Source organism: Hylemonella sp. W303a (genome assembly GCF_046452315.1).
In the GTDB taxonomy this organism is placed as follows: domain Bacteria; phylum Pseudomonadota; class Gammaproteobacteria; order Burkholderiales; family Burkholderiaceae_C; genus Hylemonella.
The window spans coordinates 51,023-74,217 of record NZ_JBKFDG010000006.1 but is presented as its reverse complement, the minus strand read 5'-3'; the positions used below and the strand labels follow the sequence as shown (position 1 = coordinate 74,217).

The 23,195-nt window shown below is 61.8% G+C and carries 21 protein-coding genes; all 21 read left to right on the top strand.

Features of this window, described 5'->3' with window-relative positions; all coding sequences use genetic code 11:
• Window positions 1-2 precede the first annotated feature (2 nt).
• The 21 genes from ACLBKS_RS12365 (at window position 3) to carB (ending at window position 23,182) form a co-directional block, all read left to right on the top strand.
• Entirely contained in the window at window positions 3-548 is a 546-nt protein-coding gene (locus tag ACLBKS_RS12365) for a hypothetical protein (protein WP_410193113.1), read from the top strand.
• A 209-nt stretch (window positions 549-757) separates the two neighbouring features.
• The gene (rpsB, locus tag ACLBKS_RS12360) at window positions 758-1,507 is read left to right on the top strand and encodes a 30S ribosomal protein S2 (protein WP_006298655.1); all 750 of its coding nucleotides are present in this window, start codon (window positions 758-760) and stop codon (window positions 1,505-1,507) included.
• A gap of 110 nt (window positions 1,508-1,617) precedes the next feature.
• On the top strand, window positions 1,618-2,514 hold the full coding sequence (gene tsf, locus ACLBKS_RS12355; RefSeq protein WP_410193112.1) for a translation elongation factor Ts: 897 nt from the start codon (window positions 1,618-1,620) through the stop codon (window positions 2,512-2,514).
• Between the two features lie 119 nt (window positions 2,515-2,633).
• Window positions 2,634-3,356 (top strand): UMP kinase, encoded by a 723-nt coding sequence (gene pyrH / locus ACLBKS_RS12350; protein WP_410193111.1) that lies wholly within the window; start codon window positions 2,634-2,636, stop codon window positions 3,354-3,356.
• Window positions 3,357-3,431: 75 nt separating this feature from the next.
• The gene (gene frr, locus ACLBKS_RS12345) at window positions 3,432-3,995 is read left to right on the top strand and encodes a ribosome recycling factor (RefSeq protein WP_410193110.1); all 564 of its coding nucleotides are present in this window, start codon (window positions 3,432-3,434) and stop codon (window positions 3,993-3,995) included.
• Window positions 3,996-4,029: 34 nt separating this feature from the next.
• Window positions 4,030-4,794, top strand: coding sequence for a polyprenyl diphosphate synthase (gene uppS / locus ACLBKS_RS12340; RefSeq protein ID WP_410193109.1), 765 nt, complete (start codon window positions 4,030-4,032; stop codon window positions 4,792-4,794).
• 70 nt (window positions 4,795-4,864) lie between these two features.
• Entirely contained in the window at window positions 4,865-5,734 is an 870-nt protein-coding gene (locus tag ACLBKS_RS12335) for a phosphatidate cytidylyltransferase (RefSeq protein WP_410193108.1), read from the top strand.
• Between the two features lie 28 nt (window positions 5,735-5,762).
• On the top strand, window positions 5,763-6,968 hold the full coding sequence (gene ispC, locus ACLBKS_RS12330; RefSeq protein ID WP_410193107.1) for a 1-deoxy-D-xylulose-5-phosphate reductoisomerase: 1,206 nt from the start codon (window positions 5,763-5,765) through the stop codon (window positions 6,966-6,968).
• A 7-nt stretch (window positions 6,969-6,975) separates the two neighbouring features.
• The gene (gene rseP / locus ACLBKS_RS12325) at window positions 6,976-8,370 is read left to right on the top strand and encodes an RIP metalloprotease RseP (RefSeq protein ID WP_410193319.1); all 1,395 of its coding nucleotides are present in this window, start codon (window positions 6,976-6,978) and stop codon (window positions 8,368-8,370) included.
• Between the two features lie 52 nt (window positions 8,371-8,422).
• On the top strand, window positions 8,423-10,741 hold the full coding sequence (gene bamA / locus ACLBKS_RS12320) for an outer membrane protein assembly factor BamA (RefSeq protein ID WP_410193106.1): 2,319 nt from the start codon (window positions 8,423-8,425) through the stop codon (window positions 10,739-10,741).
• Window positions 10,741-11,265 carry an OmpH family outer membrane protein gene (locus ACLBKS_RS12315; protein ID WP_410193105.1) on the top strand — a complete coding sequence of 175 codons (525 nt, stop codon included), beginning with the start codon at window positions 10,741-10,743 and terminating at the stop codon, window positions 11,263-11,265. Before bamA ends, ACLBKS_RS12315 begins: the two co-directional genes overlap by 1 nt.
• A gap of 23 nt (window positions 11,266-11,288) precedes the next feature.
• Window positions 11,289-12,332 (top strand): UDP-3-O-(3-hydroxymyristoyl)glucosamine N-acyltransferase, encoded by a 1,044-nt coding sequence (lpxD, locus tag ACLBKS_RS12310; protein WP_410193104.1) that lies wholly within the window; start codon window positions 11,289-11,291, stop codon window positions 12,330-12,332.
• A gap of 23 nt (window positions 12,333-12,355) precedes the next feature.
• A complete protein-coding gene (gene fabZ, locus ACLBKS_RS12305) occupies window positions 12,356-12,823 on the top strand; it encodes a 3-hydroxyacyl-ACP dehydratase FabZ (protein WP_410193103.1) in 468 nt (155 codons plus the stop codon).
• Window positions 12,824-12,856: 33 nt separating this feature from the next.
• A complete protein-coding gene (lpxA, locus tag ACLBKS_RS12300; protein WP_410193102.1) occupies window positions 12,857-13,645 on the top strand; it encodes an acyl-ACP--UDP-N-acetylglucosamine O-acyltransferase in 789 nt (262 codons plus the stop codon).
• A gap of 11 nt (window positions 13,646-13,656) precedes the next feature.
• Window positions 13,657-14,796, top strand: coding sequence for a lipid-A-disaccharide synthase (gene lpxB, locus ACLBKS_RS12295; RefSeq protein WP_410193318.1), 1,140 nt, complete (start codon window positions 13,657-13,659; stop codon window positions 14,794-14,796).
• Window positions 14,797-14,833: 37 nt separating this feature from the next.
• Complete coding sequence (gene rnhB, locus ACLBKS_RS12290) at window positions 14,834-15,424, top strand: ribonuclease HII (protein ID WP_410193317.1); 591 nt, start codon at window positions 14,834-14,836, stop codon at window positions 15,422-15,424.
• Window positions 15,421-16,236 carry a TrmH family RNA methyltransferase gene (locus tag ACLBKS_RS12285; protein ID WP_410193101.1) on the top strand — a complete coding sequence of 272 codons (816 nt, stop codon included), beginning with the start codon at window positions 15,421-15,423 and terminating at the stop codon, window positions 16,234-16,236. The genes rnhB and ACLBKS_RS12285 overlap by 4 nt, the downstream gene beginning before the upstream one ends.
• A 270-nt stretch (window positions 16,237-16,506) precedes the next feature.
• On the top strand, window positions 16,507-17,826 hold the full coding sequence (aceA, locus tag ACLBKS_RS12280; RefSeq protein ID WP_410193100.1) for an isocitrate lyase: 1,320 nt from the start codon (window positions 16,507-16,509) through the stop codon (window positions 17,824-17,826).
• 228 nt (window positions 17,827-18,054) lie between these two features.
• Entirely contained in the window at window positions 18,055-19,230 is a 1,176-nt protein-coding gene (gene carA, locus ACLBKS_RS12275; RefSeq protein ID WP_410193099.1) for a glutamine-hydrolyzing carbamoyl-phosphate synthase small subunit, read from the top strand.
• A complete protein-coding gene (gene leuE / locus ACLBKS_RS12270) occupies window positions 19,227-19,901 on the top strand; it encodes a leucine efflux protein LeuE (protein WP_410193098.1) in 675 nt (224 codons plus the stop codon). The genes carA and leuE overlap by 4 nt, the downstream gene beginning before the upstream one ends.
• Window positions 19,902-19,915: 14 nt before the next feature.
• On the top strand, window positions 19,916-23,182 hold the full coding sequence (gene carB / locus ACLBKS_RS12265) for a carbamoyl-phosphate synthase large subunit (RefSeq protein ID WP_410193097.1): 3,267 nt from the start codon (window positions 19,916-19,918) through the stop codon (window positions 23,180-23,182).
• The last annotated feature ends 13 nt before the right edge of the window (window positions 23,183-23,195 follow it).

Sequence of the window (23,195 nt, the reverse complement as noted above, 5' to 3'; positions counted from 1 at the left end):
CCATGACCTCTTTTGGCGCAACCTCGTCCTCTCGTCGCCTGCGACCCATAGTGCGGCTGTTATTGGCTGCGTTGGTGGTCTGCATGTTCAGGCCCGCCCTGGCCCTCGATTGGCAACTGGGCTTGGGCATGGCCAATTTTGCGGAGGACGAAGGCAGCAGTGCGACCCTTGATGTCGGGCAGGGACATTGGCAGATCGGCTTGAGCTACAGCCAAGCCTACACGTCTTCGCGCAATGAGCCGGTTTGGCGTGGCTATGAGATCGCCATGGTTGGCTTGGGCTACCGCAATCAGATGGAGAACCTCACGACGTATGTTCGCGGCGGGGTTCTCTGGCTGATGGACACCGAGCAAATCTTTGCGAAGGACTCCAATCCGGGACGCTTTCTGTTGATTGGCGTCGAGGCCCCTTTGTTGCGCACGCCTTCGAATGGGGTGCTGAAGGTCGCGATGGAGGGAGGCAGTATGGGGAAGGGGGCTGAGTTGCGCACCGGGGAAGAGGTGGCGCATGGCTTTATGAGCCAAGTCCTCCTGAAGTGGGCGTTCTAGGTGCCTCGCCCAGTTTTGGGTCTTTGCTATAATCCCGAGGCTTTGCCAAATGCAAGTCCATTGTTGCGCACTGATCTCAGTTTGAGGGGTGCGAAATCATGGTCTTTGTCGGGAAAGCGAATCGCAAACCGGCCTATCAAAGGTGTTGCGCCCCTGATGGGGTCGCAATAGGGGCCGGATTTAAGTCCTAACCTTCGGAGTTAACAATCATGTCCGTGACCATGCGTCAAATGCTGGAAGCCGGTGTCCACTTTGGCCACCAGACCCGCTTCTGGAACCCCAAGATGGCCCCTTTCATCTTTGGCCATCGCAGCAAGATTCACATCATCAACCTGGAAAAGTCGCTGCCGATGTTCCAGGAAGCCGCGAAGTTCGCAAAGCAGTTGGCGGCCCGTCGCGGCACCATTCTGTTCGTAGGCACCAAGCGCACTGCCCGTGAAATCGTGGCCGCTGAAGCCCAGCGTGCTGGTGTGCCTTATGTCGACCAGCGTTGGCTGGGCGGCATGCTGACCAACTTCAAGACGGTCAAGACTTCGCTCAAGCGCCTGAAGGACATGAAGGTCCAGCAGGAAGCTGGCTTGGACGCGATGTCCAAGAAGGAGCAGCTGATGTTCCAGCGCGAACTCGAAAAGCTCGAGAAGGACATTGGTGGCATTCAAGACATGGCGACCCTGCCGGACGCGATTTTCGTGATCGACGTCGGCTACCACAAGATCGCTGTTGCCGAGGCCAAGAAGCTGGGCATTCCCCTGATCGGTGTCGTCGACTCCAACCACTCGCCCGAGGGCATCGACTACGTGATCCCCGGCAACGATGATTCCTCCAAGGCCGTCACGCTGTACGCCCGCGGCATCGCCGATGCCATTCTCGAAGGCCGCGCCAACGCGGTCGAGGACGTGGTCAAGGCCGTGTCTGCTGAAGGCGACGACGAGTTCGTCGAGGTGGAGAACGCCGCCTGATCTCAGGCCCTGCGCCCCTTTACCAGGGACGGGAAGAAAGGGGCGTGTAAGCCCCTTTTTTTTAGCCCCGGTTTGAACCGAACCTAACAAATTCAAGACGGAGTAAACAAATGGCTGCAATCACCGCAAGCATGGTCGCCGAACTGCGCGCCAAGACCGATGCCCCCATGATGGAATGCAAGAAGGCGCTGACCGAAGCGGACGGCGACCTGGCTAAGGCCGAGGAAGTGTTGCGCGTCAAGCTGGGCACCAAGGCTGGCAAGGCTGCCTCCCGCGTGACCGCCGAAGGGGTGGTCGCTTCCGCCATCGAGAGCGGCGTGGGTTCGCTGATCGAAATCAATTGCGAAACCGACTTCGTGACCAAGAATGACAGCTTCCTGGCCCTCGCGAATGCCGCCGCGCAGCTGATCGTGAAGAACAACCCTGCTGACGTGGCAGCCCTGGGCGCCCTGGCCTACAGCCAGGACGGTTTCGGCCCCACCCTGGAAGACGTGCGCAAGGGCCTGATCGGCAAGATTGGCGAGAACATGAGCTTCCGCCGCTTCAAGCGTTTTGCTTCCGGCGCCAAGTTGGCGTCCTACCTGCATGGCACGCGCATCGGCGTGGTCGTGGAGTTCGACGGTGACGAGGTCGCCGCCAAGGACGTGGCCATGCACGTCGCCGCCATGAAGCCGGTGGCCTTGACCTCCGCCGATGTGCCGGCCGCGCTGATCGAGACCGAGCGCCGCGTCGCCGCCGAGAAGGCCGCTGAGTCCGGCAAGCCCGCTGACATCGTGGCCAAGATGGTCGAGGGCTCGGTGCAGAAGTACCTCAAGGAAGTCTCGCTGTTCGACCAAGTTTTCGTGAAGGCCGCGGATGGCAAGCAGACCGTCGGTGCCTACGTCAAGAGCAAGAACACCACGATCAAGAGCTTCACTCTGTATGTCGTGGGCGAAGGCATTGAGAAGAAGGTGGACGATTTCGCCGCCGAGGTGGCAGCCCAAGTGGCGGCTGCTAAACAAGCTTGATGCTCTTGTGAAGCATTGCCATCCATCGCCGCGCAAAGGGTCAGGCGGTGGATGGCAGCCGGCTTAAATCCGGCAAAATTCCCGTTCGCGCCCCGCTTCTTTCCTTTCTGGAGTCTCTCATGTCCACCCCGCAGCCGGCTCACAAGCGCATTTTGCTCAAGCTGTCCGGTGAAGCTTTGATGGGTGACGATGCCTTTGGCATCAACCGCGCCACCATCGTGCGCATGGTCGAGGAAGTGGCCGAGGTCACCCGCATGGGCGTCGAAGTGGCCGTGGTCATTGGAGGCGGCAACATCTTCCGCGGCGTCGCGGGGGGCTCGGTTGGCATGGATCGCGCCACGGCCGACTACATGGGCATGCTGGCGACCGTGATGAATGCCTTGGCCCTGGCCGACACGATGAACAAGGCCGGGCTCACGGCGCGCGTGATGTCGGCGATTGCCATCGAGCAGGTGGTGGAGCCTTATGTGCGTCCCAAGGCCTTGCAGTACCTCGAGGAAGGCAAGGTGGTCATCTTCGCCGCGGGAACGGGCAACCCGTTTTTCACGACGGACACGGCCGCGGCCCTGCGCGGCGCTGAAATTGGCGCCGAGGTGGTGCTCAAGGCCACCAAGGTAGACGGTGTCTACACCGCCGATCCCGCCAAAGACAAGAACGCGACACGCTACAGCCGTCTTTCCTTTGACGAGGCCATCCAACGCAACCTGGGCATCATGGACGCGACGGCTTTTGCCCTCTGCCGTGACCAGAAGTTGCCGATCAAGGTGTTCTCGATCTTCAAGCACGGCGCCCTCAAGCGCGTGGTGCAAGGGGATGACGAGGGTACCTTGGTGAGTCTTTGAGATCGACTCAGACCTCATTTTCAGGTGCTGAGCCGTAAGTTCTGATTTTTTTGCCTGTCCGTGCAGGAGTTCCACATGACCACGATCGCAGACATCAAGAAAAACGTCGAAGGCAAGATGGACCAGTCCATCGAGGCATTGAAGAACAACTTGTCCAAGATCCGGACCGGCCGCGCCAATCCTGCCTTGCTCGACGCCGTGCAGGTGGAGTACTACGGCTCCATGGTTCCCTTGAGCCAAGTCGCCAATGTGGCGCTGCTGGATGCCCGCACGATCAGCGTTCAGCCCTGGGAAAAGGGCATGGGCGCCAAGATTGAGAAGGCGATTCGCGAGAGTGATTTGGGTCTGAATCCCGCGTCCATGGGCGACCTGATCCGTGTCCCCATGCCGCCCATGAGCGAGGAGCGCCGCAAGGAAATGACCAAGCTCGTGCGCAACGAAGGCGAGGCGGCCAAGATCGCCGTGCGCAACCTGCGCCGAGACGCGAACGAAGCCGTCAAGAAGCTGGTGAAAGACAAAACGGCCTCCGAAGATGATCAGAAGCGTGCCGAGGCCGATATCCAGAAGTTCACGGACAAGCATGTCGCAACCATTGACCAGCTGGTCGCCGCCAAGGAGCAAGAGGTCATGGCCGTTTGAGCGGCCGTGCCCCTTGTTCCAATAGCAGACGCGCATGAAAGCCATCCTCAGCCGTGATCCTTCTCCTGGGGTGCCCGCGCACATCGCCATCGTCATGGATGGAAACGGGCGCTGGGCCACGCGACGTCTGCTGCCGCGCTTGGCGGGGCATCGGCAAGGGATGGAAAGTCTGCGCCGTTGTATACGCGCGTGTTTGGAGCGCGGCGTGGCGGTCCTGACGGTCTTCGCTTTTTCTTCCGAGAACTGGAGCCGTCCCGCTGAAGAAGTGTCCGGCCTCATGGAGTTGCTCGCCGGCGCTTTGGCCAAGGAAGTGCCCCAGATGCACTCTGACGGCGTGCGTTTGTACTTCGTGGGCGAGCGTGCGAATCTCTCGGAAAAGGTTCGGACCGGACTGAGTGCGGCCGAACAGGCGACTGCGGCCAATGACCGTCTGATCCTCAATGTTTGTTTCAACTATGGGGGGCGCTGGGACTTGGTCCAGGCCGCAGCGAAACTGGCCGCGGAGCAGGTCGAGGTCACCGAGGCCACGCTGAGCGGCGCCCTGGCCCTGGCCCACGTGGCTGACCCTGATCTGTTGATACGCACGGGCGGCGAGTTACGCCTTTCCAACTTTCTGCTCTGGCAGGCTGCCTACGCCGAGTTGTACTTCAGCGATCTGCTCTGGCCCGACTTCGACGAAGCGGAACTGGATCGTGCCATTGCTGCCTACGCTAAGCGTGAGCGGCGCTATGGCCGTGTTCCCGCGCCAGCCTCGCCGTCACCCTCGGCGTCCGACTCGAGACAGTCCCAGGCGGCTTGAGCCTCGGGCATGATGCAACCCCCCGCACTCCGACGGAGTCGGTACCGTACCAGTCAGGAGACCCGGACCCATGCTCAAGCAACGCATCATCACCGCCATCGTCCTCCTGGCGCTTTTGCTGCCCGCGCTCTTTCACCCGGACACCACCTATTGGCGGGCCGTGACCCTGGTGCTGATTGCCGGTGGAGCGTGGGAGTGGGGGCGATTGAATGATCCAAGGCAGCGGCGCGTGGGGCTGCTCACTTGGGCGGGCGTTCTCCTTTGCGTATGCGCGTGCCTGCTGAGCTGGATCGGCGGCGGATTCCGCGCGACGCCGGTCTGGGTATGGACTCTGGGAGGGCTGCTGTGGGTGGTCTTGGGGGCCGCCCTGTTGCAAGCGGGGGTGGCTCGTTGGGCTAGCGTGCCGCGCGCCTTGCGCTTGATCGCTGGCTGGGCGGCGCTCTGGCTGACTTGGCTCGCCGTGGTGCGGGCCCGTGAATTGGGTGTCACATTTCTGCTGTCGGTGCTTGTGCTCGTTTGGGTGGCCGATATCGCAGCGTACTTCGCTGGCAAGGCCTTTGGCGGGCGTTACACCCGCAAGCGTCTTGCCCCCAGCATCAGTCCGAACAAAAGCTGGGAGGGTGCCTGGGGTGGCTTGCTGGGGGTCTTCGTGGTGGCCTTGGTGTGGCTGGCCCTGGAGCGCTCTGCCGTGCTGCCTGGCCCCAGTCTCTATGCGGTGCTTGGCGCATCGAGCGCCGGGGCGGTCGGCTTGGCCTTGGCATTGGTTTTCCTGACAGCGATGAGCGTCGTGGGGGACCTCGTGGAATCTCTGGTCAAGCGCAGCGCGGGCATGAAGGACAGCAGTGGTCTGTTGCCTGGTCATGGCGGCGTGTTGGACCGCGTCGACGCGCTTCTGCCCACCTTGCCGCTTGCCCTGATGTTGCACGGTTGGGCGCGGTGAGCCTTCATTTTTCCCCGGAACTCTCATCATGACAAAGCAGCGCGTCGCCGTCCTTGGCTCCACGGGCTCCATTGGCGTCAATACCCTGGATGTCTTGGCCCGTCACCCTGAGCGGTTCGAAGTTTTTGCATTGACTGCCGCCAGCCGGGTTGATGAGATGCTGGCGCAGTGCGCGCGTTTCAAACCTGCCTACGCGGTCATGGCCAACGAGGCGGCGGGGCGCTTGTTGGCCACTCGGATCAAAGCCGAGGGGCTTTCCACGCGGGTGCTCAGCGGCGAACAGGCCTTGAGTGAAGTTGCCTCGCATGAGTCAACGGATGTGGTCATGGCCGCCATCGTTGGCGCTGCCGGCCTGGCGCCCTGCTTGGCCGCGGCGCGCGCTGGCAAGCGTTTGTTGCTGGCGAATAAGGAAGCCATCGTCGTCGGTGGAGCCTTGTTCATGGACGCAGTGCGTGAGGGTGGGGCATTGCTGCTACCCATCGACAGCGAGCATTCGGCCATCTTCCAGTGCTTGCCCGAGGACCGCTCGACTTGGTCTCAGCGCGTGGACCATATCCTGCTGACTTCCTCCGGTGGGCCGTTCCGGGAGCGGGACCCCGCCACTTTCTCCGCTGTCACGCCCGAACAGGCCGTGGCGCATCCCAATTTCGCGATGGGGCGCAAGATCTCCGTCGATTCCGCCACCATGATGAACAAGGCGCTGGAGGTGATCGAAGCCAAATGGCTGTTCGATCTTGCGCCAGAGCAGGTTCGAGTCTTGGTCCATCCGCAACAGATCGTGCATTCCATGGTGGTCTGCCGCGATAACTCGGTGCTGGCCCAGCTGGGCACGCCTGACATGCGCGTGCCAATTGCCTATGGCTTGTCTTTCCCAGAGCGCATCGAGTCAGGGGCCGCAGCGCTCGATTTCGCGAAGCTGGTTGGCCTGAGTTTCCAGTCACCGGATCACCAGCGCTATCCGGGCCTGGCGCTGGCTTGGGAGACCTTGCGGGCGCCGGCGGGCTCAACGGCCGTGCTGAACGCTGCCAATGAAATCGCGGTGGCCGCCTTCCTGGAGCGGCGCATCCGTTTCGACCAAATCCACGCAGTGAACTTTTCAGTGCTGGAAAGCATCTCACCCAGGTTGTCCGCGGCGGCCCCCCCCGCCGACTTGGAGGATCTGCTGGCCTTGGACGAGCGCTCGCGTGCCGTGGCCGAGCAGTGTGTGCAGCGCCTGTCCTTGCAGGCGGCCTGAGGAATCCATCTTGCTGACGATCGCCGCATTTGTTCTCGCTCTCAGTCTTCTGATCGCCATTCACGAGTACGGCCACTACCGCATGGCGGTGGCGTGCGGCGTGAAGGTGCTGCGTTTTTCGATCGGTTTTGGCCCCGTCGTATTACGTTGGACCTCGCGCAAATCGGGCACTGAGTTTGCGCTCAGTGCACTGCCGCTCGGCGGCTACGTGAAGATGCTTGATGAGCGGGAGGCACCCGTGGCCGCTCAGGAGCGTCATCGGGCATTCAATCTTCAGCCTTTGCGGTCACGGGTTCTGATCGTCGCTGCGGGGCCCCTCGCCAACCTCGGCTTGGCCGTGCTGCTCTATGCGGCGCTCAATTGGAGCGGTGTGCAAATGGCCGCCCCAGTGCTCGGTGCGCCAGTGCCGGGGTCCGTCGCCGATCGCGCTGGGCTGTTAGGTGGCGAACGCGTGGCGCGAGCAGGCTTTGACGCGGCCGACCTCGACGTTGACGATCTCCGCCCGGTGCAGTCCTTTGAGGACTTGAGTTGGCTATTGAGCCAAGCCGCCCTCAATGGACGTGATGCGCGCTTGCAGCTCGACGACGGGACTCAGGTTCGGCTCGAACTGGCCGCTCTGGACGCGCGCGAAGCCGCTCCAGAACTGATGGAGCGCATCGGACTCATCGCACCCCTGAGCAAGCCTGAAATCGGTGATTTGCTGGCCGATGGCGCGGCCCAGGCTGCCGGTCTGCGCAAGGGGGATCATGTGCTGAGCGTCGACGATGTCGCGTTGCGGGACGGTCGCCAGCTTCGTGAGCTGATCCGTGCCAGCGCCGCCGATGGCGTCGCGAAAGTTCAGCGCTGGCGCATCGAACGTTCGGGCCAGATCCTCGTGGTGGACGTTCGGCCTGAAGTCGTGGTGCAGGACACTGCGGCCGAGGGATCCTCGCGGCTCACCGGGCGCACCGTCGGAAGAATCGGTGCCTACATAGGCGCCCAGCCCGAGATGCGCTTGGTGCAGTACGGCTTGTTCGAAGGACTGTGGCTGGGCATCGTCAAGACCTGGGATGTTTCGGTCCTGACACTCAAGACGCTGGGGCGGATGGTCATTGGAGAGGCATCGCTCAAGAACCTGAGCGGTCCGCTGACCATTGCAGATTACGCGGGGCGTTCTGCGAGCTTGGGCCTTTCGGCTTACCTGATCTTCCTGGCGCTGATCAGCGTGAGCCTCGGTGTGCTCAATTTGCTGCCCTTGCCACTGCTTGACGGTGGACACCTCATGTATTATCTCTGGGAGGGTCTGACGGGCCGTCCTCTATCCGAAGCCAGCCAGGCTCGGCTTCAGCGATTCGGCGTTGTCGTGCTGGCGCTCATGATGTCCATTGCCCTCGTCAATGACGTCACCCGTTTATTTGGCTGATAACCACGGGTTGATTCCACCAAGGCCACCCCATCCCCTGACTGCGCTGTTGATGCTGTTTCCTCGTTTTCGTTTGATGGTCCGGTTCTTGCCGGTGGCCATGGTGGCCCTGATGTCTGCGCTGTTGACCGTGACGCCTGCGCGAGCCGTCGAGCCGTTCACTGTCCGTGACATTCAGGTCGAGGGCTTGCAGCGCGTCGAGCCGGGCACGGTGTTCGCCTCGCTGCCGTTGCGCATCGGCGACCGTTATGACGACGACAAGGGTGGGGCGTCCATACGGGCACTTTTCGCTTTGGGCTTGTTCACCGATGTCCGTCTCGAAGTGAAGGGCGATGTGCTCGTGGTTGTCGTCGAGGAGCGCCCGACCGTGGTGAGCCTGGAGTTCAACGGCGTGCGCGAGTTTGACCAGACAGTGCTCACCCAAGCGCTCAAGGACATTGGTCTGGCGGAGGGACGCCCATTTGACAAGGCGCTTTTGGATCGGGCCGAGCAAGAGCTCAAACGTCAATACATCAATCGCAGCCTTTACGCTGCCGAGGTGGTCAGCACCGTCACTCCAGCGGAACGCAACCGCGTGGCCTTGAGCTTCACCGTGACCGAAGGTGAACCCGCCAAAATCAGCGAGATTCGCATCGCTGGCAACAAGGTGTACTCGGAAGCGACGCTGCGCAACTTGTTTGACTTGGATACTGGCAACTGGATGAGCTGGTACACCAAGTCCAATCGGTACTCGCGCGCCAAGTTGAACGCAGACATGGAGACCTTGCGCTCCTACTACCTGGCGCGGGGCTATCTGGAGTTCCGCATCGATTCGACCCAGGTGGCCATGGCACCTAATAAGCAGGACATGAGCATCACCATCAATGTGACCGAAGGTGAGCGTTTCGTCGTGTCCGCGGTGCGCCTGGCAGGCAACTACCTCGGGCGTGAGGACGAATTCAAGACCTTGGTCTCCATTCGACCTGGGGAGGCTTACAACGCGGATCAAGTCGCCGAGACCGTGCAGGCTTTCACCGAGCATTTTGGTCGTTTTGGCTACGCCTTCGCGCGCGTGAATTCGCAACCCGAGATTGATCGCGCGACCAATCGGGTCGCTTTGGTGCTGAACGCGGAACCCGCGCGGCGTGCCTATGTCCGCCGGGTCAACATTGCTGGCAACACACGAACGAGAGATGAAGTCATCCGCCGGGAATTGCGGCAATACGAATCAGCGTGGTATGACGGTGACAAGATCCGCTTGTCACGCAACCGTGTCGACCGTTTGGGCTATTTTGACCAGGTCAGCATCGAAACCAGCGAAGTTCCGGGCACCTCCGATCAGGTAGATCTGAACCTCAACGTCAAGGAGCGCCCCACAGGTAGTTTGACGTTGGGCGCGGGGTATTCCACCAGCGAAGGCCTGGGTTTGCAGTTCGGCATCAACCAGCGAAATGCGTTCGGCAGCGGTAACTCGCTGGGTATCCAGCTTGACACGAGCAAGGTCAATCGCACGGTGGTGTTGAACACCACCGATCCCTATTTCACTCAAGATGGTGTTTCGCGGAGCTTTGATTTGTATGACCGGATTTCGCGGCCTTACACCGACACCGACGCTTACTCGGTCGAGACGCAGGGCGGCAGCGTGCGCTTCGGCTTGCCGGTGAGTGAGCGTGATACGGTTTACGTGGGTGTTGGTATTGAGAGCACAACCATCGTCCCAGGAGATTACCTGCCGGCAGCCTATGAGCGGTACATCGACGAGTTTGGCCGTACCAGCATTGGTTACCCATTGACGCTGGGATGGGGGCGAGATAACCGTGACAGCGCCTTGGTTCCGACCCAGGGCAACTATCTGCGCGCCTCGCTTGAATGGAGTCCGAGCTACTTCGGTGGAGAGCTGCAGTACCTTCGCAGCACATACCAATACCAGCACTACATTCCGTTGACCAAGCAGTACACCCTCGCCATGAACAGCGATCTGGGCTGGGGCTTCGCGCTCGGCGACCGGCCCTATCCGATGTTCAAGAATTACTACGGCGGAGGGCTGGGCTCGGTGCGAGGTTTTGAGCCTGGCAGCCTGGGGCCGCGGGATGCGGATTCAAATCGCAGCTACGGTGGTTCAAAGAAATTCAATCTGAACTTTGAACTGCAAGCACCGTTCCCAGGTGCGGGCAACGACCGGACCTTGCGCGTCTACGCGTTCTATGACACCGGCAACGTCTACGGCCCGGATGAGGACATCAGCCCCAGTGACTGGCGTTCTGGCGCAGGCTTGGGGCTGAGCTGGATTTCGCCGATGGGGCCCTTGCGTTTGGCCTACGCCTGGCCGGTGCGCAAGTTCGATGGCGATAGAATCCAGCATCTCCAATTCCAGATCGGGACCACATTCTGATGAAGCTGCGCAAATCCTTTGTTGCCTATTGGCTGGCTGTCAGCGCGGGTCTTTTGGCGCTGTTCAGCTCGCCCGTTTCCGCTCAACAGTTTCGCCTGGGTTACGTGAGCCTGGATCGCATCATCAAAGAGGCTGCGCCTGCAAAGAATGCCCAGGTCCGCCTTGAACAGGAATTCTCCAAGCGCGAGAAGGAGCTGCAGACGCAAGGCGCCGCGCTCAAGACCAAAGCCGACCAGTTCGAAAAAGACGCCCCCACCTTGTCGGAAAGCCAGCGTTCGACGCGGCAGCGGGAGCTTGTGGATCTCGACCGTGATTTCCAACGCAACCGCCGTGAGTTCCAAGAGGATCTCAGCCGTCGGCGCAACGAAGAATTGCAGCAGGTCTTTGAGCGTGCGAATCGCGTGGTCAAGCAGGTGGCGGATGCCGAGAAGTACGACCTGATCCTTCAGGAAGCGGTGTATGTCAATCCCAAGCATGACATCACCGACAAGGTGATCCAGGCGCTGAACGCCAGCGCCAAGTGATACTCAGCGCATAAGCGTCACGCATGGGGCATGTTGTACTGCGTCTTGGTGCCATCGTCGAGCAACTTGGAGGTGAGTTGCTCGGTGATGCGCAGTTGCAAATCGAGCGCCTTGCTCCGATTGAATCGGCCGACGCCCATTCCCTGAGCTTCCTCAGTAGCGCCAAGTACCGCGCTCAACTGGCGACGAGCCAAGCGGCCTGCGTGATCGTCGCACCCGCCTTGCGCGACGAGGCGATGGCTCGATCAGTGCCGGGTCTTCCCGGCGGCCCAGCTTGCATTGTCACCGCCGACCCGTATCTTTATTTTGCCCGCCTGACCCAGCTTTGGCAGCGTGCACGCAGAGCGTCCGCGTCGGCCGGTCCGCGCATTCACCCCAGTGCGGTCGTGGATTCCCAAGCCGACGTCGACCCCAGTGCGGTGATTGGCCCTCTTTGCGTGGTGGAGCGTGGCGCTAAGGTTGGCGCGCACACGTGGTTGAAGTCCCGTGTGACGGTGGGTGAGGACTGCGTGATCGGCGCGCGCTGCATCTTGCACTCGGGCGTGGTCATCGGGGCGGACGGCTTCGGTTTCGCCCCTGTTCGTGCCGAGGATGGCACGCGTTGGGAAAAGATCGAGCAGCTTGGCGCCGTGCGCATTGGCGATGACGTGGAGATCGGCGCGAACACGTGCATCGACCGGGGCGCCTTGGCGGACACGGTGATCGAGGATGGCGTCAAGCTCGACAACCTGATTCAGATCGCGCACAACGTGCGCGTGGGCCGCAACACCGCCATGGCGGCCTGTGTCGGTGTGGCAGGCAGCGCCGTGATTGGTGCCAACTGCACCATAGGTGGAGGCGCGGGCATTGCTGGACATTTGACCCTGGCCGACAACGTGCATGTGTCCGCGTTTTCGCTGGTTTCACGATCCTTGCACAAGCCGGGGCATTACACAGGGGCCTTTCCCCTGGATGACCATGCTTCCTGGGAAAAGAATGCCGCCACACTCAAACAACTCGCCGGTTTGCGCGAGCGGTTGCGTGCCTTGGAGAAGGTGCGTGACCCCGAACCGAGCGACAAGCATTGACTGAACCTGAGAGGAAATAAAAAATGAGCGCATCCACGACCGACCTGACCCGGCTGGACATCCACCAGATTCTCAAGCTACTGCCGCATCGCTATCCCATCTTGCTGGTGGACCGCGTGCTTGAACTTGAAAAAGGCAAGCGCATCAAGGCGCTCAAGAACGTGACCATGAACGAAGAATTCTTCAATGGCCACTTCCCCAGCCGTCCGGTCATGCCAGGGGTGTTGCAGATCGAGGCTTTGGCACAAGCTGCGGCCCTGCTCTCGTTCGTGTCCAACGACATCGAACAGGATGGCAAGAGCATCTACTACTTCGCGGGTATCGATGCCGCGCGCTTCAAGCGTCCGGTGGAGCCAGGCGATCAATTGATTTTGGAGGTCGAGCTGGAGCGTGCCAAGGCCGGTATCTACAAGTTCAAATCCTGGGCCACCGTGGATGGCGAACGCGCCGTCGAGGCTGACATCATGTGCACGATGCGTCGTGTCGATTGAGTCTCCGGTAACCAGCAGGAACAACGAGTCGCCATGAGCCGTATCCATCCCACAGCCATCGTCGATCCGAAAGCCGAGTTGGACGCCACGGTCGAGGTTGGAGCCTATGCTGTCATCGGGCCGAACGTGAAGATTGGAGCGGGGACCCAGGTGGGCCCGCATTGCGTGATCGAGGGACACACCACGGTAGGTCGCGACAATCAGTTTTTTCAGTTCTCTTCCATCGGTGCCGCGCCGCAAGACAAGAAATACGCGGGCGAGCCTACCGAGTTGCGGATTGGTGACCGCAATCTGGTTCGTGAATTCTGCACGTTCAACACGGGCACCACGCAGGATGCAGGGCTCACGCAAATTGGCAGCGATAACTGGATCATGGCCTACGTGCATGTCGCGCACGATTGCGTCATCGGAGACCACACCACCATCGCCAACAACGCCACGTTCGCCGGACACGTGCGGGTCGGTGACTGGGTGACGGTGGGGGGACTCACCGGTGTGCTGCAGCGCATGCGCATCGGTGCGCACGCGATGGTTGGCTTTGCCAGCCACATCAACAAGGATGTGCCCCCTTTCATGGTGGTGGATGGTCATCCACTTGAGGTGCGTGGCGTCAATCTCACGGGCTTGAAGCGTCGTGAGTTTTCGGAAGCGCGTATCCGCGCCATACGTGAGATGCACAAGCTGCTCTACCGACAAGATCTCACCCTGGAGCAGTCGCGTGCGGGCATCCTGGCCTTGTCCGCGAACTCACCGGAAGTGGCCGCCGACGTGGCCTTGATGGATGCGTTCTTGGCCACCAGCGTCGCGGGGATCGCCCGTTGAAGACCCTGGCCATGGTGGCTGGGGAAGCCTCTGGGGATTTGCTCGCTGGCTTGTTGCTCGATGGTGTGCAGGCCCGTTGGCCGAGGGTGCTCGAGCCGGGCAACATGGTGGGTATTGGCGGACCGCAGATGCTGCGACGCGGCTTTCAGGCCTGGTGGCCCAGTGAGAAGCTGGCCGTCAGTGGTTATGCCGAAGTGCTGCTTCGTTATCGCGAACTGGTGGGCATCCGTGATCAGCTGCGACAACGGCTGCTGCGCGATCGACCCGACGTCTTCATCGGTGTGGACGCGCCGGATTTCAACCTTGATCTCGAACGTAGCCTTCGTGAGGCTGGCATCAAGACCGCTCACTTTGTTTGTCCCTCCATATGGGCTTGGCGTCCGGAGCGGGTGCACAAGATCAAGGCCAGTGTGGACCATGTGCTTTGCATTTTTCCCTTCGAGGTTGAATTGCTCGCACAGCATGGCATTGCCGCGACCTATGTTGGGCATCCACTCGCCAATGTGATTCCCCGGATGCCCGACCGCGCAGCCGCGCGGTCCACGCTGGGACTACCGCACGATGTTCCCGTGGTCGCGGTCCTGCCCGGTAGCCGGGCCAGCGAGGTCAAGCATTTGGTCGGTCGCTTCCTTCAGGCGGCTGCGCTGATGCGGCGGGTACGGCCCGATTTGCACATCGTCGTGCCTGCCGCGCCGGGTCGCCGGGCAGCGATCGAGCAGGCGGCGCAGGAAGTCTTTGGTGCGAGAGGGGGGGCGAGCTTCCAAATCCTGGACGGTCGATCCCATCAAGCCCTGGCTGCTTGCGACGTGACCTTGATCGCCAGCGGAACGGCCACACTGGAAGCGGCCTTGTTCAAACGCCCCATGGTCATCGCCTATGCTGTGCACTGGCTCACAGCCTGGATCATGAGGGGGAAGAAGTTGCAGCCTTGGATTGGCCTGCCGAATATCCTCTGCCGCGATTTTGTCGTCCCCGAATTGCTGCAAGAAGATGCGCAACCGGAATCACTCGCGGCTGCCTGCCTGGCATGGTTGGACGACCCGGCACGTGTCGCGGCGCTGCACACCCGCTTCGACGCCTTGCACGCTGAATTGCAGCGCGATACCCCGACGCTGGCTGCCGATGCGATTGCCCAGATCCTCCCGGCCTGATGGCGCGCTGGCTGCACAGGCCGCTCAGTCCCGCCTGATGTGGGACACGCCCGGCCTGCTGGCTGGGGTGGACGAAGCCGGCCGAGGTCCGCTGGCCGGGCCTGTGGTGGCCGCTGCAGTGATCTTGGACGAGTTGAACCCGATTGAGGGGTTGGCCGATTCCAAGAAGCTCACCGCCGCGCGACGTGAACGGCTTTACGACGAAATCCGTGCCAAGGCCTTGTGCTGCGCCGTGGCCGAGGCCAGCGTGGAGGAAATCGACGACCTGAATATCTTGCAGGCCACCTTGCTGGCCATGCGGCGCGCCGTCGAGGGCCTGCGCTTGAAGCCATCCAAGGTGCTGGTGGATGGCAATCAGTTGCCCCGCCTGTCTGTGCTGTCCGAGGCGGTGGTCAAAGGCGACGCCCTGGTGCCGGCCATCTCCGCGGCGTCCATCCTGGCCAAGGTGCACCGTGATCGGTGGTGTCTCAGCTACGACCGTGAATTCCCGCAATATGGTTTCGCCGCGCACAAGGGCTACGGCACGGCGGTGCATCTGGCCGCCTTGCGCGCGCATGGCGCCTGTCCCCAGCATCGGCGTTCCTTCGCACCGGTGGCGCAGGTGATGCGCGACGGGAGCGCATCGTGAGTCTGCCCCAGGTCCAGCACATCAGCTCGCGGGACAATCCTCTATTGAAGGAGTTGCGTCGACTGTCGCAGGACAACACGGCGTATCGAAAATCCGGCACCGCCGGGCGGGTCTGGGTCGAGGGCGACCACTTGGCCCGCGCAGCCTTGCTACGTGGTTGGCGGCCCGCCTTGGCCGTGCTGGCCGAATCGGCATGGCCGCGTTGGGGCGGTGAATTCGGCGATGCGAGTCGCACCGGTGCTGAACGGACCGTGCTGTTGCCTGATGCCCTGTTTGCAGGCATCAGCGGCATGGACTCGTTCGCGCCCGCACAGGGCCTGGGCCTGGTGTTTAACCTGCCCGCCGAGGGGGCCCTCCAGCCAGGGCTGTCTGCCGTCGTCCTGGACCGCGTGCAAGACGCCGGCAACGTTGGCTCCATCCTGCGCAGCGCCGCCGCCTTCGGCTGCGCGCAGGTGCTGGCGCTCAAGGGCACGGCGGCGCTGTGGAGCCCGAAAGTGTTGCGCGCCGGCATGGGCGCGCACTTTGGCCTGCGCCTGGTCGAAGGTCTGATGGCGGACGATCTGGCCGCCTTGCAGGTCCCGCTGCTCGTGACCAGCTCCCACGAGGGGGAGCTTTTGCATCGTGCCCGCTTGCCTTGGCCGTGTGCCTGGGTCCTTGGGCACGAAGGGCAGGGGGTGGGTGAGCCCTTGATGGCGCGCGCCGCGCTGAAACTGCGCATTGCCCAACCGGGTGGCGAAGAGTCACTCAATGTCGCAGCCGCTGCGGCCATCTGCTTGCACGCCAGCGCATTGGCAGGGACCGCGCTGTACTGAGCCATGCCCGTTTTCACGGGCGCGCAAGTTTTCCCGTCTTGTGAAAATGGCCAGTGCTGCGCCGCAGCATTTTTTCTTGATATGAGATATTTAGTTTCTCATCGAGAAATTTATTACCTAAGCCCATGACTTTAAAGGAATAAAAAAAACTCCTGTGCGCTGTGTCCGGTGGGCATCGCAAGGATGGTCACACCTACATTGAAGTCGTCGCAAGCGTCATCCATGGCCTGCGCCATTCCGTGTATCAACCATGACCCAAGGAGCTTCAACATGCCCCAGACCCTGACCGAACAACTCAGCCGTGAGCAACAAGCCGCCGCCCTGGAGAAAGACTGGACGAGCAACCCGCGCTGGAAAGGCATTGAGCGCGGTTACAGCGCGGCCGATGTCGTGCGACTGCGTGGATCCTTTCCCATCGAGCACACCGTTGCGCGCCGCACGGCGGAGAAGCTCTGGGATCTGCTGCACAGCACGCCTTACGTGAACTGCCTGGGCGCGTTGACGGGCGGCCAGGCCATGCAGCAGGTCAAGGCTGGCGTGAAGGCCATCTACCTTTCGGGCTGGCAGGTCGCGGCCGACAACAACACATACGCGTCCATGTACCCGGACCAGTCTCTGTACCCCGTGGACTCCGTGCCCAAGGTGGTGGAAAGCATCAACAACACCTTCCGCCGCGCCGATGAGATCCAGCACGCCAAGGGCGTCAACCCGGGTGACAAGGACTACATCGACTACTTCGCGCCCATCGTGGCGGACGCCGAGGCGGGCTTTGGGGGTGTGCTCAATGCCTTTGAACTCATGAAGGCCATGATCCGAGCGGGCGCGGCAGGCGTGCACTGGGAAGACCAGTTGGCCTCGGTCAAGAAATGCGGCCACATGGGCGGCAAGGTGTTGCTGCCCACGCGCGAGTCCTGCCAAAAGCTGATCGCCGCGCGCATGGCTGCGGACGTGATGGGTGTGCCGACGCTCGTGATCGCGCGCACCGATGCCGAGGCCGCCGATCTGCTGACTTCCGACTACGACGAGATCGACCAACCCTTCCTGACCGGTGAGCGGACCGCAGAGGGCTTCTTCAAGACCCGCAAGGGACTGGACCAAGCCGTGGCCCGCGCGAACGCCTACGCCCGCTACGCTGATCTTGTTTGGTGCGAGACTGGCACGCCCGACCTGAGCTTCGCGCGCAAGTTTGCCGAAGCCGTGCACAAGGTTCACCCGGGCAAGATGCTGGCCTACAACTGCTCGCCGTCCTTCAATTGGAAGAAGAACCTGGACGACGCGACCATCGCCAAATTCCAGCGTGAACTCGGAGCCATGGGCTACAAATACCAGTTCATCACCCTGGCCGGCATCCACAGCATGTGGTTCAACATGTTCGACCTCGCGCAGGACTATGTGCAACGCGGCATGACGGCTTACGTGGACCGCGTGCAGGAACCCGAGTTCGCGGCGCGCGAGCGTGGCTATACCTTCGTTTCGCACCAGCAGGAGGTCGGTACAGGTTACTTCGACGAGGTGACCACGGCGATCCAGGGCGGTCGTTCCAGCGTGACGGCGTTGACCGGATCCACCGAGGAAGAGCAGTTCCACTGAGGTTGCCTTCAGACTCCCGCTGTCCGCGCGGTTTGCGACACCGTGCCTGTGGAAGTTCTCGCGGGGACCCGCTCTGGTCGGGTCCCCGCTCCGCTATAATGCGAGGCTGTTCAGAAATCAGCGCGCCCGCAGCGCATTTCCTTCGAACCTTCCCTCACCAAAAGCAGCACAGCCAGGCCAAGTGTCCTGGAGATGCCCAGGGCGCGCCCGTAACCAACGGAGTCCCCAGTGCTTTTGTCTCTCCAAGGCGCGCAACAACCGCAGCCTCCCGCCATCCTGGCGCTAGCAGACGGCACGGTCTTTCTCGGTAATTCCATCGGCGCTCCGGGTGCCACGATCGGCGAGGTGGTGTTCAACACCGCCCTCACCGGTTACCAGGAAATCCTCACCGACCCGAGCTACTGCCGCCAGATCGTCACGCTGACCTATCCGCACATCGGCAACTATGGCATCAATCCCGAGGATGTCGAAGCCGACAAGGTTCACGCCGCGGGCCTGATCATCAAAGACCTGCCACTTTTGGCGTCCAACTTCCGAAGCACGGAGACGCTGTCCCAGTACCTGGTGCGCGAGAAGACCGTGGCGATCGCCAACATCGACACGCGCAAGCTCACGCGCATCTTGCGCGACAAGGGTGCGCAGAACGGTGCCATCGTCGCGCTGAAGTCGGGCGAGTCCGTCACCCAGGCGTTGATCGACGACGCGATCGCGCGTGCCAAGGCCGCGCCCAGCATGGCGGGGCAGGACCTGGCGCAGGTGGTTAGCGTGGCGCGGCCCTATGAATGGACGCAGACCGAGTGGCAGTTGGGCTGCGGCTATGGCACGCTGGAACGACCCAAGTTCCATGTCGTTGCCTACGACTTTGGCGTGAAAAAGAACATCTTGCGCATGCTTGCATCGCGAGGTGTCAAGGTCACGGTGGTGCCCGCGCAGACCTCCGCCGCTGACGTGTTGAAGTACCAGCCCGATGGTGTTTTCCTTAGCAATGGCCCTGGTGACCCTGAGCCTTGCGACTACGCGATCGCTGCGACGACAGAGTTTTTGTCGCTCGGCCTGCCGACCTTTGGAATCTGCCTAGGACACCAGATCCTCGGACTTGCGCTTGGCGCAAAGACCTTCAAGATGAAGACCGGCCACCACGGTGCCAACCATCCGGTGAAGAACTTGGACACGGGCCGCGTGAGCATCACCAGCCAGAACCATGGCTTCGCCGTGGACCCCAAGACGCTGCCCGCTGCCAGCCGCGAGACCCATGTGTCGCTGTTCGACGGCACCTTGCAAGGTTTCGAGTGCACGGACAAACCGGCCTTTGGATTCCAGGGGCACCCTGAAGCCTCGCCCGGTCCGCACGACATCGCCTATTTGTTCGATCGCTTCGTCAAACTGATGGAAGCCCGCGCATGAGTTTCTATGGCGTCACCGACCTCTGGACCTATGTGCTGGGGGCGATCGGCATCGTCTTGCTGCCCGGTCCGAATTCGCTGTTCGTGTTGTCGGTGGCCACGGCGCGCGGCGTGCGTGTCGGCTACCAGGCCGCTTGCGGTGTGTTCCTGGGCGACAGCATCTTGCTGCTGTTCACGGCGCTGGGCGCGGCCAGCTTGCTGCGCAGCTATCCAGCACTGTTCATGGTGGTGAAGTACGTCGGCGCTGCTTACCTGGTCTGGGTGGGCGTGAACTTGGCCTGGTCGGCTTGGCGCAAATGGCGCGCGGTAGGTGCTGTCACCCCGACCTCTGACACGAAAGCGGAGACGGCAACGCAGCCAGCGCATTTGCGGGCACCTTTCCGGCGTGCGCTGGTCATCAGCCTGCTCAACCCCAAGGCCATCTTGTTCCTGCTGTCGTTTTTCGTTCAGTTCATCGACCCTGAGTACGACACTCCCGCGATTCCATTCTTGATTCTCAGTGCCATCGTGATGGCTTTCAGCGCCGTCTATCTCTCCGTGCTGATCGTCGCGGGGGCGCGCCTGGCCGATGCATTTCGCCAGCGTCGGCGCATCTCGGCCGGTCTCTCCGGCGCCGTGGGTGCCTTGTTCCTGTGGTTCGGCTCCAAGCTGGCCACGGCCAGCCTGAACTGAATTCTGAGTAAGCCATGCCCAAACGTACAGACATCCAAAGCATCCTCATCATCGGCGCCGGCCCCATCATCATCGGGCAGGCCTGTGAGTTCGATTACTCCGGCGTCCAGGCCTGCAAGGCCTTGCGCGAGGAGGGCTACAAGGTCATCTTGATCAACAGCAATCCCGCGACGATCATGACCGACCCGGCCACGGCCGACGTGACCTACATCGAGCCCATCACCTGGCAGACGGTCGAGAAGATCATCGCCAAGGAAAAGCCGGACGCCATTCTGCCCACCATGGGAGGTCAGACCGCATTGAACTGCGCGCTTGACCTGTGGCGCCATGGCGTGCTTCACAAGTACAAGGTGGAACTGATTGGTGCGACGCCCGAAGCCATCGACAAGGCCGAAGACCGCTTGAAGTTCAAGGAAGCGATGACGCGCATCGGCCTCGGCTCTGCGCGTTCTGGGATCGCTCACAGTCTGGACGAAGCGTGGGCAGTGCAGAAGACCGTGGGTTTTCCCGTGGTGATCCGTCCGAGCTTCACCTTGGGCGGCACGGGTGGCGGCATCGCCTACAACCCCGAGGAGTTTGAGACCATCTGCAAGCGAGGCCTTGAGGCCTCGCCGACGTCGGAGCTGCTGATCGAAGAGTCGCTGGTGGGCTGGAAAGAGTATGAGATGGAAGTCGTGCGCGACAAGGCCGACAACTGCATCATCGTCTGCTCGATCGAGAACCTGGACCCGATGGGCGTGCACACGGGCGACTCGATCACCGTCGCGCCTGCGCAGACCTTGACCGACAAGGAATACCAGATCATGCGCAATGCCTCCCTGGCGGTGCTGCGCGAGATCGGCGTGGACACCGGCGGCTCCAACGTGCAGTTCTCAATCAATCCGGCGGACGGCCGCATGATCGTGATTGAAATGAACCCGCGCGTGTCCCGCTCCTCCGCGCTCGCGTCCAAAGCGACGGGCTTTCCGATCGCCAAGGTCGCTGCCAAACTGGCCGTCGGTTACACGCTGGACGAGCTCAAGAACGAAATCACGGGCGGCACCACGCCCGCGTCCTTCGAGCCCTCGATCGACTATGTGGTCACCAAGATCCCACGCTTCGCCTTCGAGAAGTTCCCCACGGCCGATAGCCGCCTCACCACGCAGATGAAGTCAGTGGGCGAGGTCATGGCCATGGGTCGCACCTTCCAGGAATCCTTCCAGAAGGCCTTGCGCGGCCTTGAGGTCGGCGTGGATGGCATGAACGAGAAGACCAAGGACCGTGAGCTGCTCGAGAAGGAACTGGGTGAACCCGGTCCCGAGCGCATCTGGTACGTGGGCGACGCCTTCGCGGCTGGCTTCACGTTGGACGAGGTCCATGACCTGACCAAGATCGACAAGTGGTTCCTGGTACAGATTGAGCAGATCGTGAAGATCGAGCTGGACATCGACAAGCTGGTCGAAGCCAAGGGTGCGGGCGCCCTGGCTGCGCTTGATGCGAACACCCTGCGCGATCTGAAGAAAAAGGGCTTCTCTGACCGGCGCTTGGCCAAGCTGCTCAAGACGAACGAGCAGGCCGTGCGCGAAGCACGCCGCAAGCTGAATGTCCGCCCGGTCTACAAGCGCGTGGACACCTGCGCGGCGGAATTCGCGAGCAAGACCGCCTACATGTACTCGACCTACGAGGACGAGTGCGAGGCCGAGCCGACCAACAACAAGAAGATCATGGTGCTGGGCGGTGGCCCCAACCGCATCGGCCAGGGCATCGAGTTCGACTACTGCTGCGTCCACGCGGCGCTCGCCATGCGCGAAGATGGTTACGAAACCATCATGGTCAACTGCAACCCGGAAACGGTCTCGACCGACTACGACACCAGTGACCGCCTCTATTTCGAGCCGCTCACGCTGGAAGACGTGCTGGAGATCGTTGACAAGGAAAAGCCGCTGGGCGTGATCGTGCAGTACGGCGGTCAGACGCCGCTCAAGCTCGCGCTCGGCCTGGAAGCCAACGGCGTGCCCATCATCGGCACCAGCCCGGACATGATTGACGCGGCCGAGGATCGTGAGCGCTTCCAGAAGTTGCTGCACGAACTCAAGCTGCTGCAGCCGCCGAATGCAACTGCCCGCACCGAGGCCGAGGCGCTAGAGAAGGCCCAGGCCCTGGGCTATCCGCTGGTGGTGCGCCCGAGTTATGTGCTGGGTGGCCGCGCCATGGAAATTGTCCATGAGCAACGCGACCTCGAGCGCTACATGCGCGAAGCGGTGAAGGTCAGCAACGATTCTCCCGTGCTGCTGGATCGCTTCCTGAACGACGCCATCGAATGCGACGTGGACTGCGTGCGTGACAAGACGGGTCGCACCTACATCGGGGGCGTCATGGAGCACATCGAGCAGGCCGGTGTGCACAGTGGTGACTCCGCGTGTTCCCTACCGCCGTATTACCTGTCCAAGGCCACGGTGGACGAGCTCAAACGCCAGACGGCCGCCATGGCCCATGGTTTGCAGGTCGTGGGTCTGATGAACGTGCAGTTCGCGATCCAGCAGATCGAGGAAAACGGCACGACCAAGGACGTGATTTACGTGCTCGAGGTCAACCCGCGCGCCAGCCGCACCGTACCCTTCGTCAGCAAGGCCACGGGCGTGCAGCTGGCCAAGGTAGCGGCCCGCTGCATGGCTGGCCAAACGCTGGACCAGCAGGGTATTGGCGCTGAAGTCACGCCGCCTTATTACAGCGTGAAGGAGGCAGTGTTTCCCTTCGTCAAGTTCCCGGGTGTTGACACGATTTTGGGACCGGAGATGAAGTCGACCGGCGAGGTCATGGGCGTGGGCAAGACCTTCGGCGAAGCCTTCGTCAAGAGCCAGCTTGGCGCCGGCACCAAGCTGCCCAAATCCGGCCCTGGGGCCGGCAAGGCCTTCATCTCGGTAAAAGGCAGTGACAAGCCGCGTGCCGTCGAAGTGGCCCGTGGCCTGATCGAACAAGGCTTCACGATCGTGGCCACCAAGGGCACGGCGGCTGCCATCCAGGCGGCGGGCCTGGCTTGCGAAGTGATCAACAAGGTGACCGAGGGCCGGCCCAATATCGTGGACATGATCAAGAATGAGGAAATCGCCTTGGTCGTCAATACGGTGGAGGAGCGACGCAACGCGATCGCGGATTCTCGCCATATCCGCACCTCTGCGCTGCTGGGTCGCGTCACCACCTACACGACGATTGCCGGCGCGGAAGCGGCGGTCGAAGGCATGAAGTACATCGATAACCTCGACGTGTATTCCGTGCAAGAACTGCACGCTCAGCTGGGCTGATCGAACGGCTGGC

Bases quoted from the DNA above. Each gene is read 5' to 3' on its own strand.
- carB (WP_410193097.1), top strand. From the start codon at position 19,916: ATGCCCAAACGTACAGACATCCAAAGCATCCTCATCATCGGCGCCGGC.
- leuE (WP_410193098.1), top strand. From the start codon at position 19,227: ATGAGTTTCTATGGCGTCACCGACCTCTGGACCTATGTGCTGGGGGCG.
- bamA (WP_410193106.1), top strand. From the start codon at position 8,423: ATGCTGTTTCCTCGTTTTCGTTTGATGGTCCGGTTCTTGCCGGTGGCC.
- tsf (WP_410193112.1), top strand. From the start codon at position 1,618: ATGGCTGCAATCACCGCAAGCATGGTCGCCGAACTGCGCGCCAAGACC.
- frr (WP_410193110.1), top strand. From the start codon at position 3,432: ATGACCACGATCGCAGACATCAAGAAAAACGTCGAAGGCAAGATGGAC.
- lpxB (WP_410193318.1), top strand. From the start codon at position 13,657: ATGGTGGCTGGGGAAGCCTCTGGGGATTTGCTCGCTGGCTTGTTGCTC.
- rnhB (WP_410193317.1), top strand. From the start codon at position 14,834: ATGTGGGACACGCCCGGCCTGCTGGCTGGGGTGGACGAAGCCGGCCGA.
- ispC (WP_410193107.1), top strand. From the start codon at position 5,763: ATGACAAAGCAGCGCGTCGCCGTCCTTGGCTCCACGGGCTCCATTGGC.
- lpxA (WP_410193102.1), top strand. From the start codon at position 12,857: ATGAGCCGTATCCATCCCACAGCCATCGTCGATCCGAAAGCCGAGTTG.
- aceA (WP_410193100.1), top strand. From the start codon at position 16,507: ATGCCCCAGACCCTGACCGAACAACTCAGCCGTGAGCAACAAGCCGCC.
- uppS (WP_410193109.1), top strand. From the start codon at position 4,030: ATGAAAGCCATCCTCAGCCGTGATCCTTCTCCTGGGGTGCCCGCGCAC.
- fabZ (WP_410193103.1), top strand. From the start codon at position 12,356: ATGAGCGCATCCACGACCGACCTGACCCGGCTGGACATCCACCAGATT.
- pyrH (WP_410193111.1), top strand. From the start codon at position 2,634: ATGTCCACCCCGCAGCCGGCTCACAAGCGCATTTTGCTCAAGCTGTCC.
- ACLBKS_RS12315 (WP_410193105.1), top strand. From the start codon at position 10,741: ATGAAGCTGCGCAAATCCTTTGTTGCCTATTGGCTGGCTGTCAGCGCG.
- ACLBKS_RS12365 (WP_410193113.1), top strand. From the start codon at position 3: ATGACCTCTTTTGGCGCAACCTCGTCCTCTCGTCGCCTGCGACCCATA.
- rpsB (WP_006298655.1), top strand. From the start codon at position 758: ATGTCCGTGACCATGCGTCAAATGCTGGAAGCCGGTGTCCACTTTGGC.
- lpxD (WP_410193104.1), top strand. From the start codon at position 11,289: ATGGGGCATGTTGTACTGCGTCTTGGTGCCATCGTCGAGCAACTTGGA.
- ACLBKS_RS12335 (WP_410193108.1), top strand. From the start codon at position 4,865: ATGCTCAAGCAACGCATCATCACCGCCATCGTCCTCCTGGCGCTTTTG.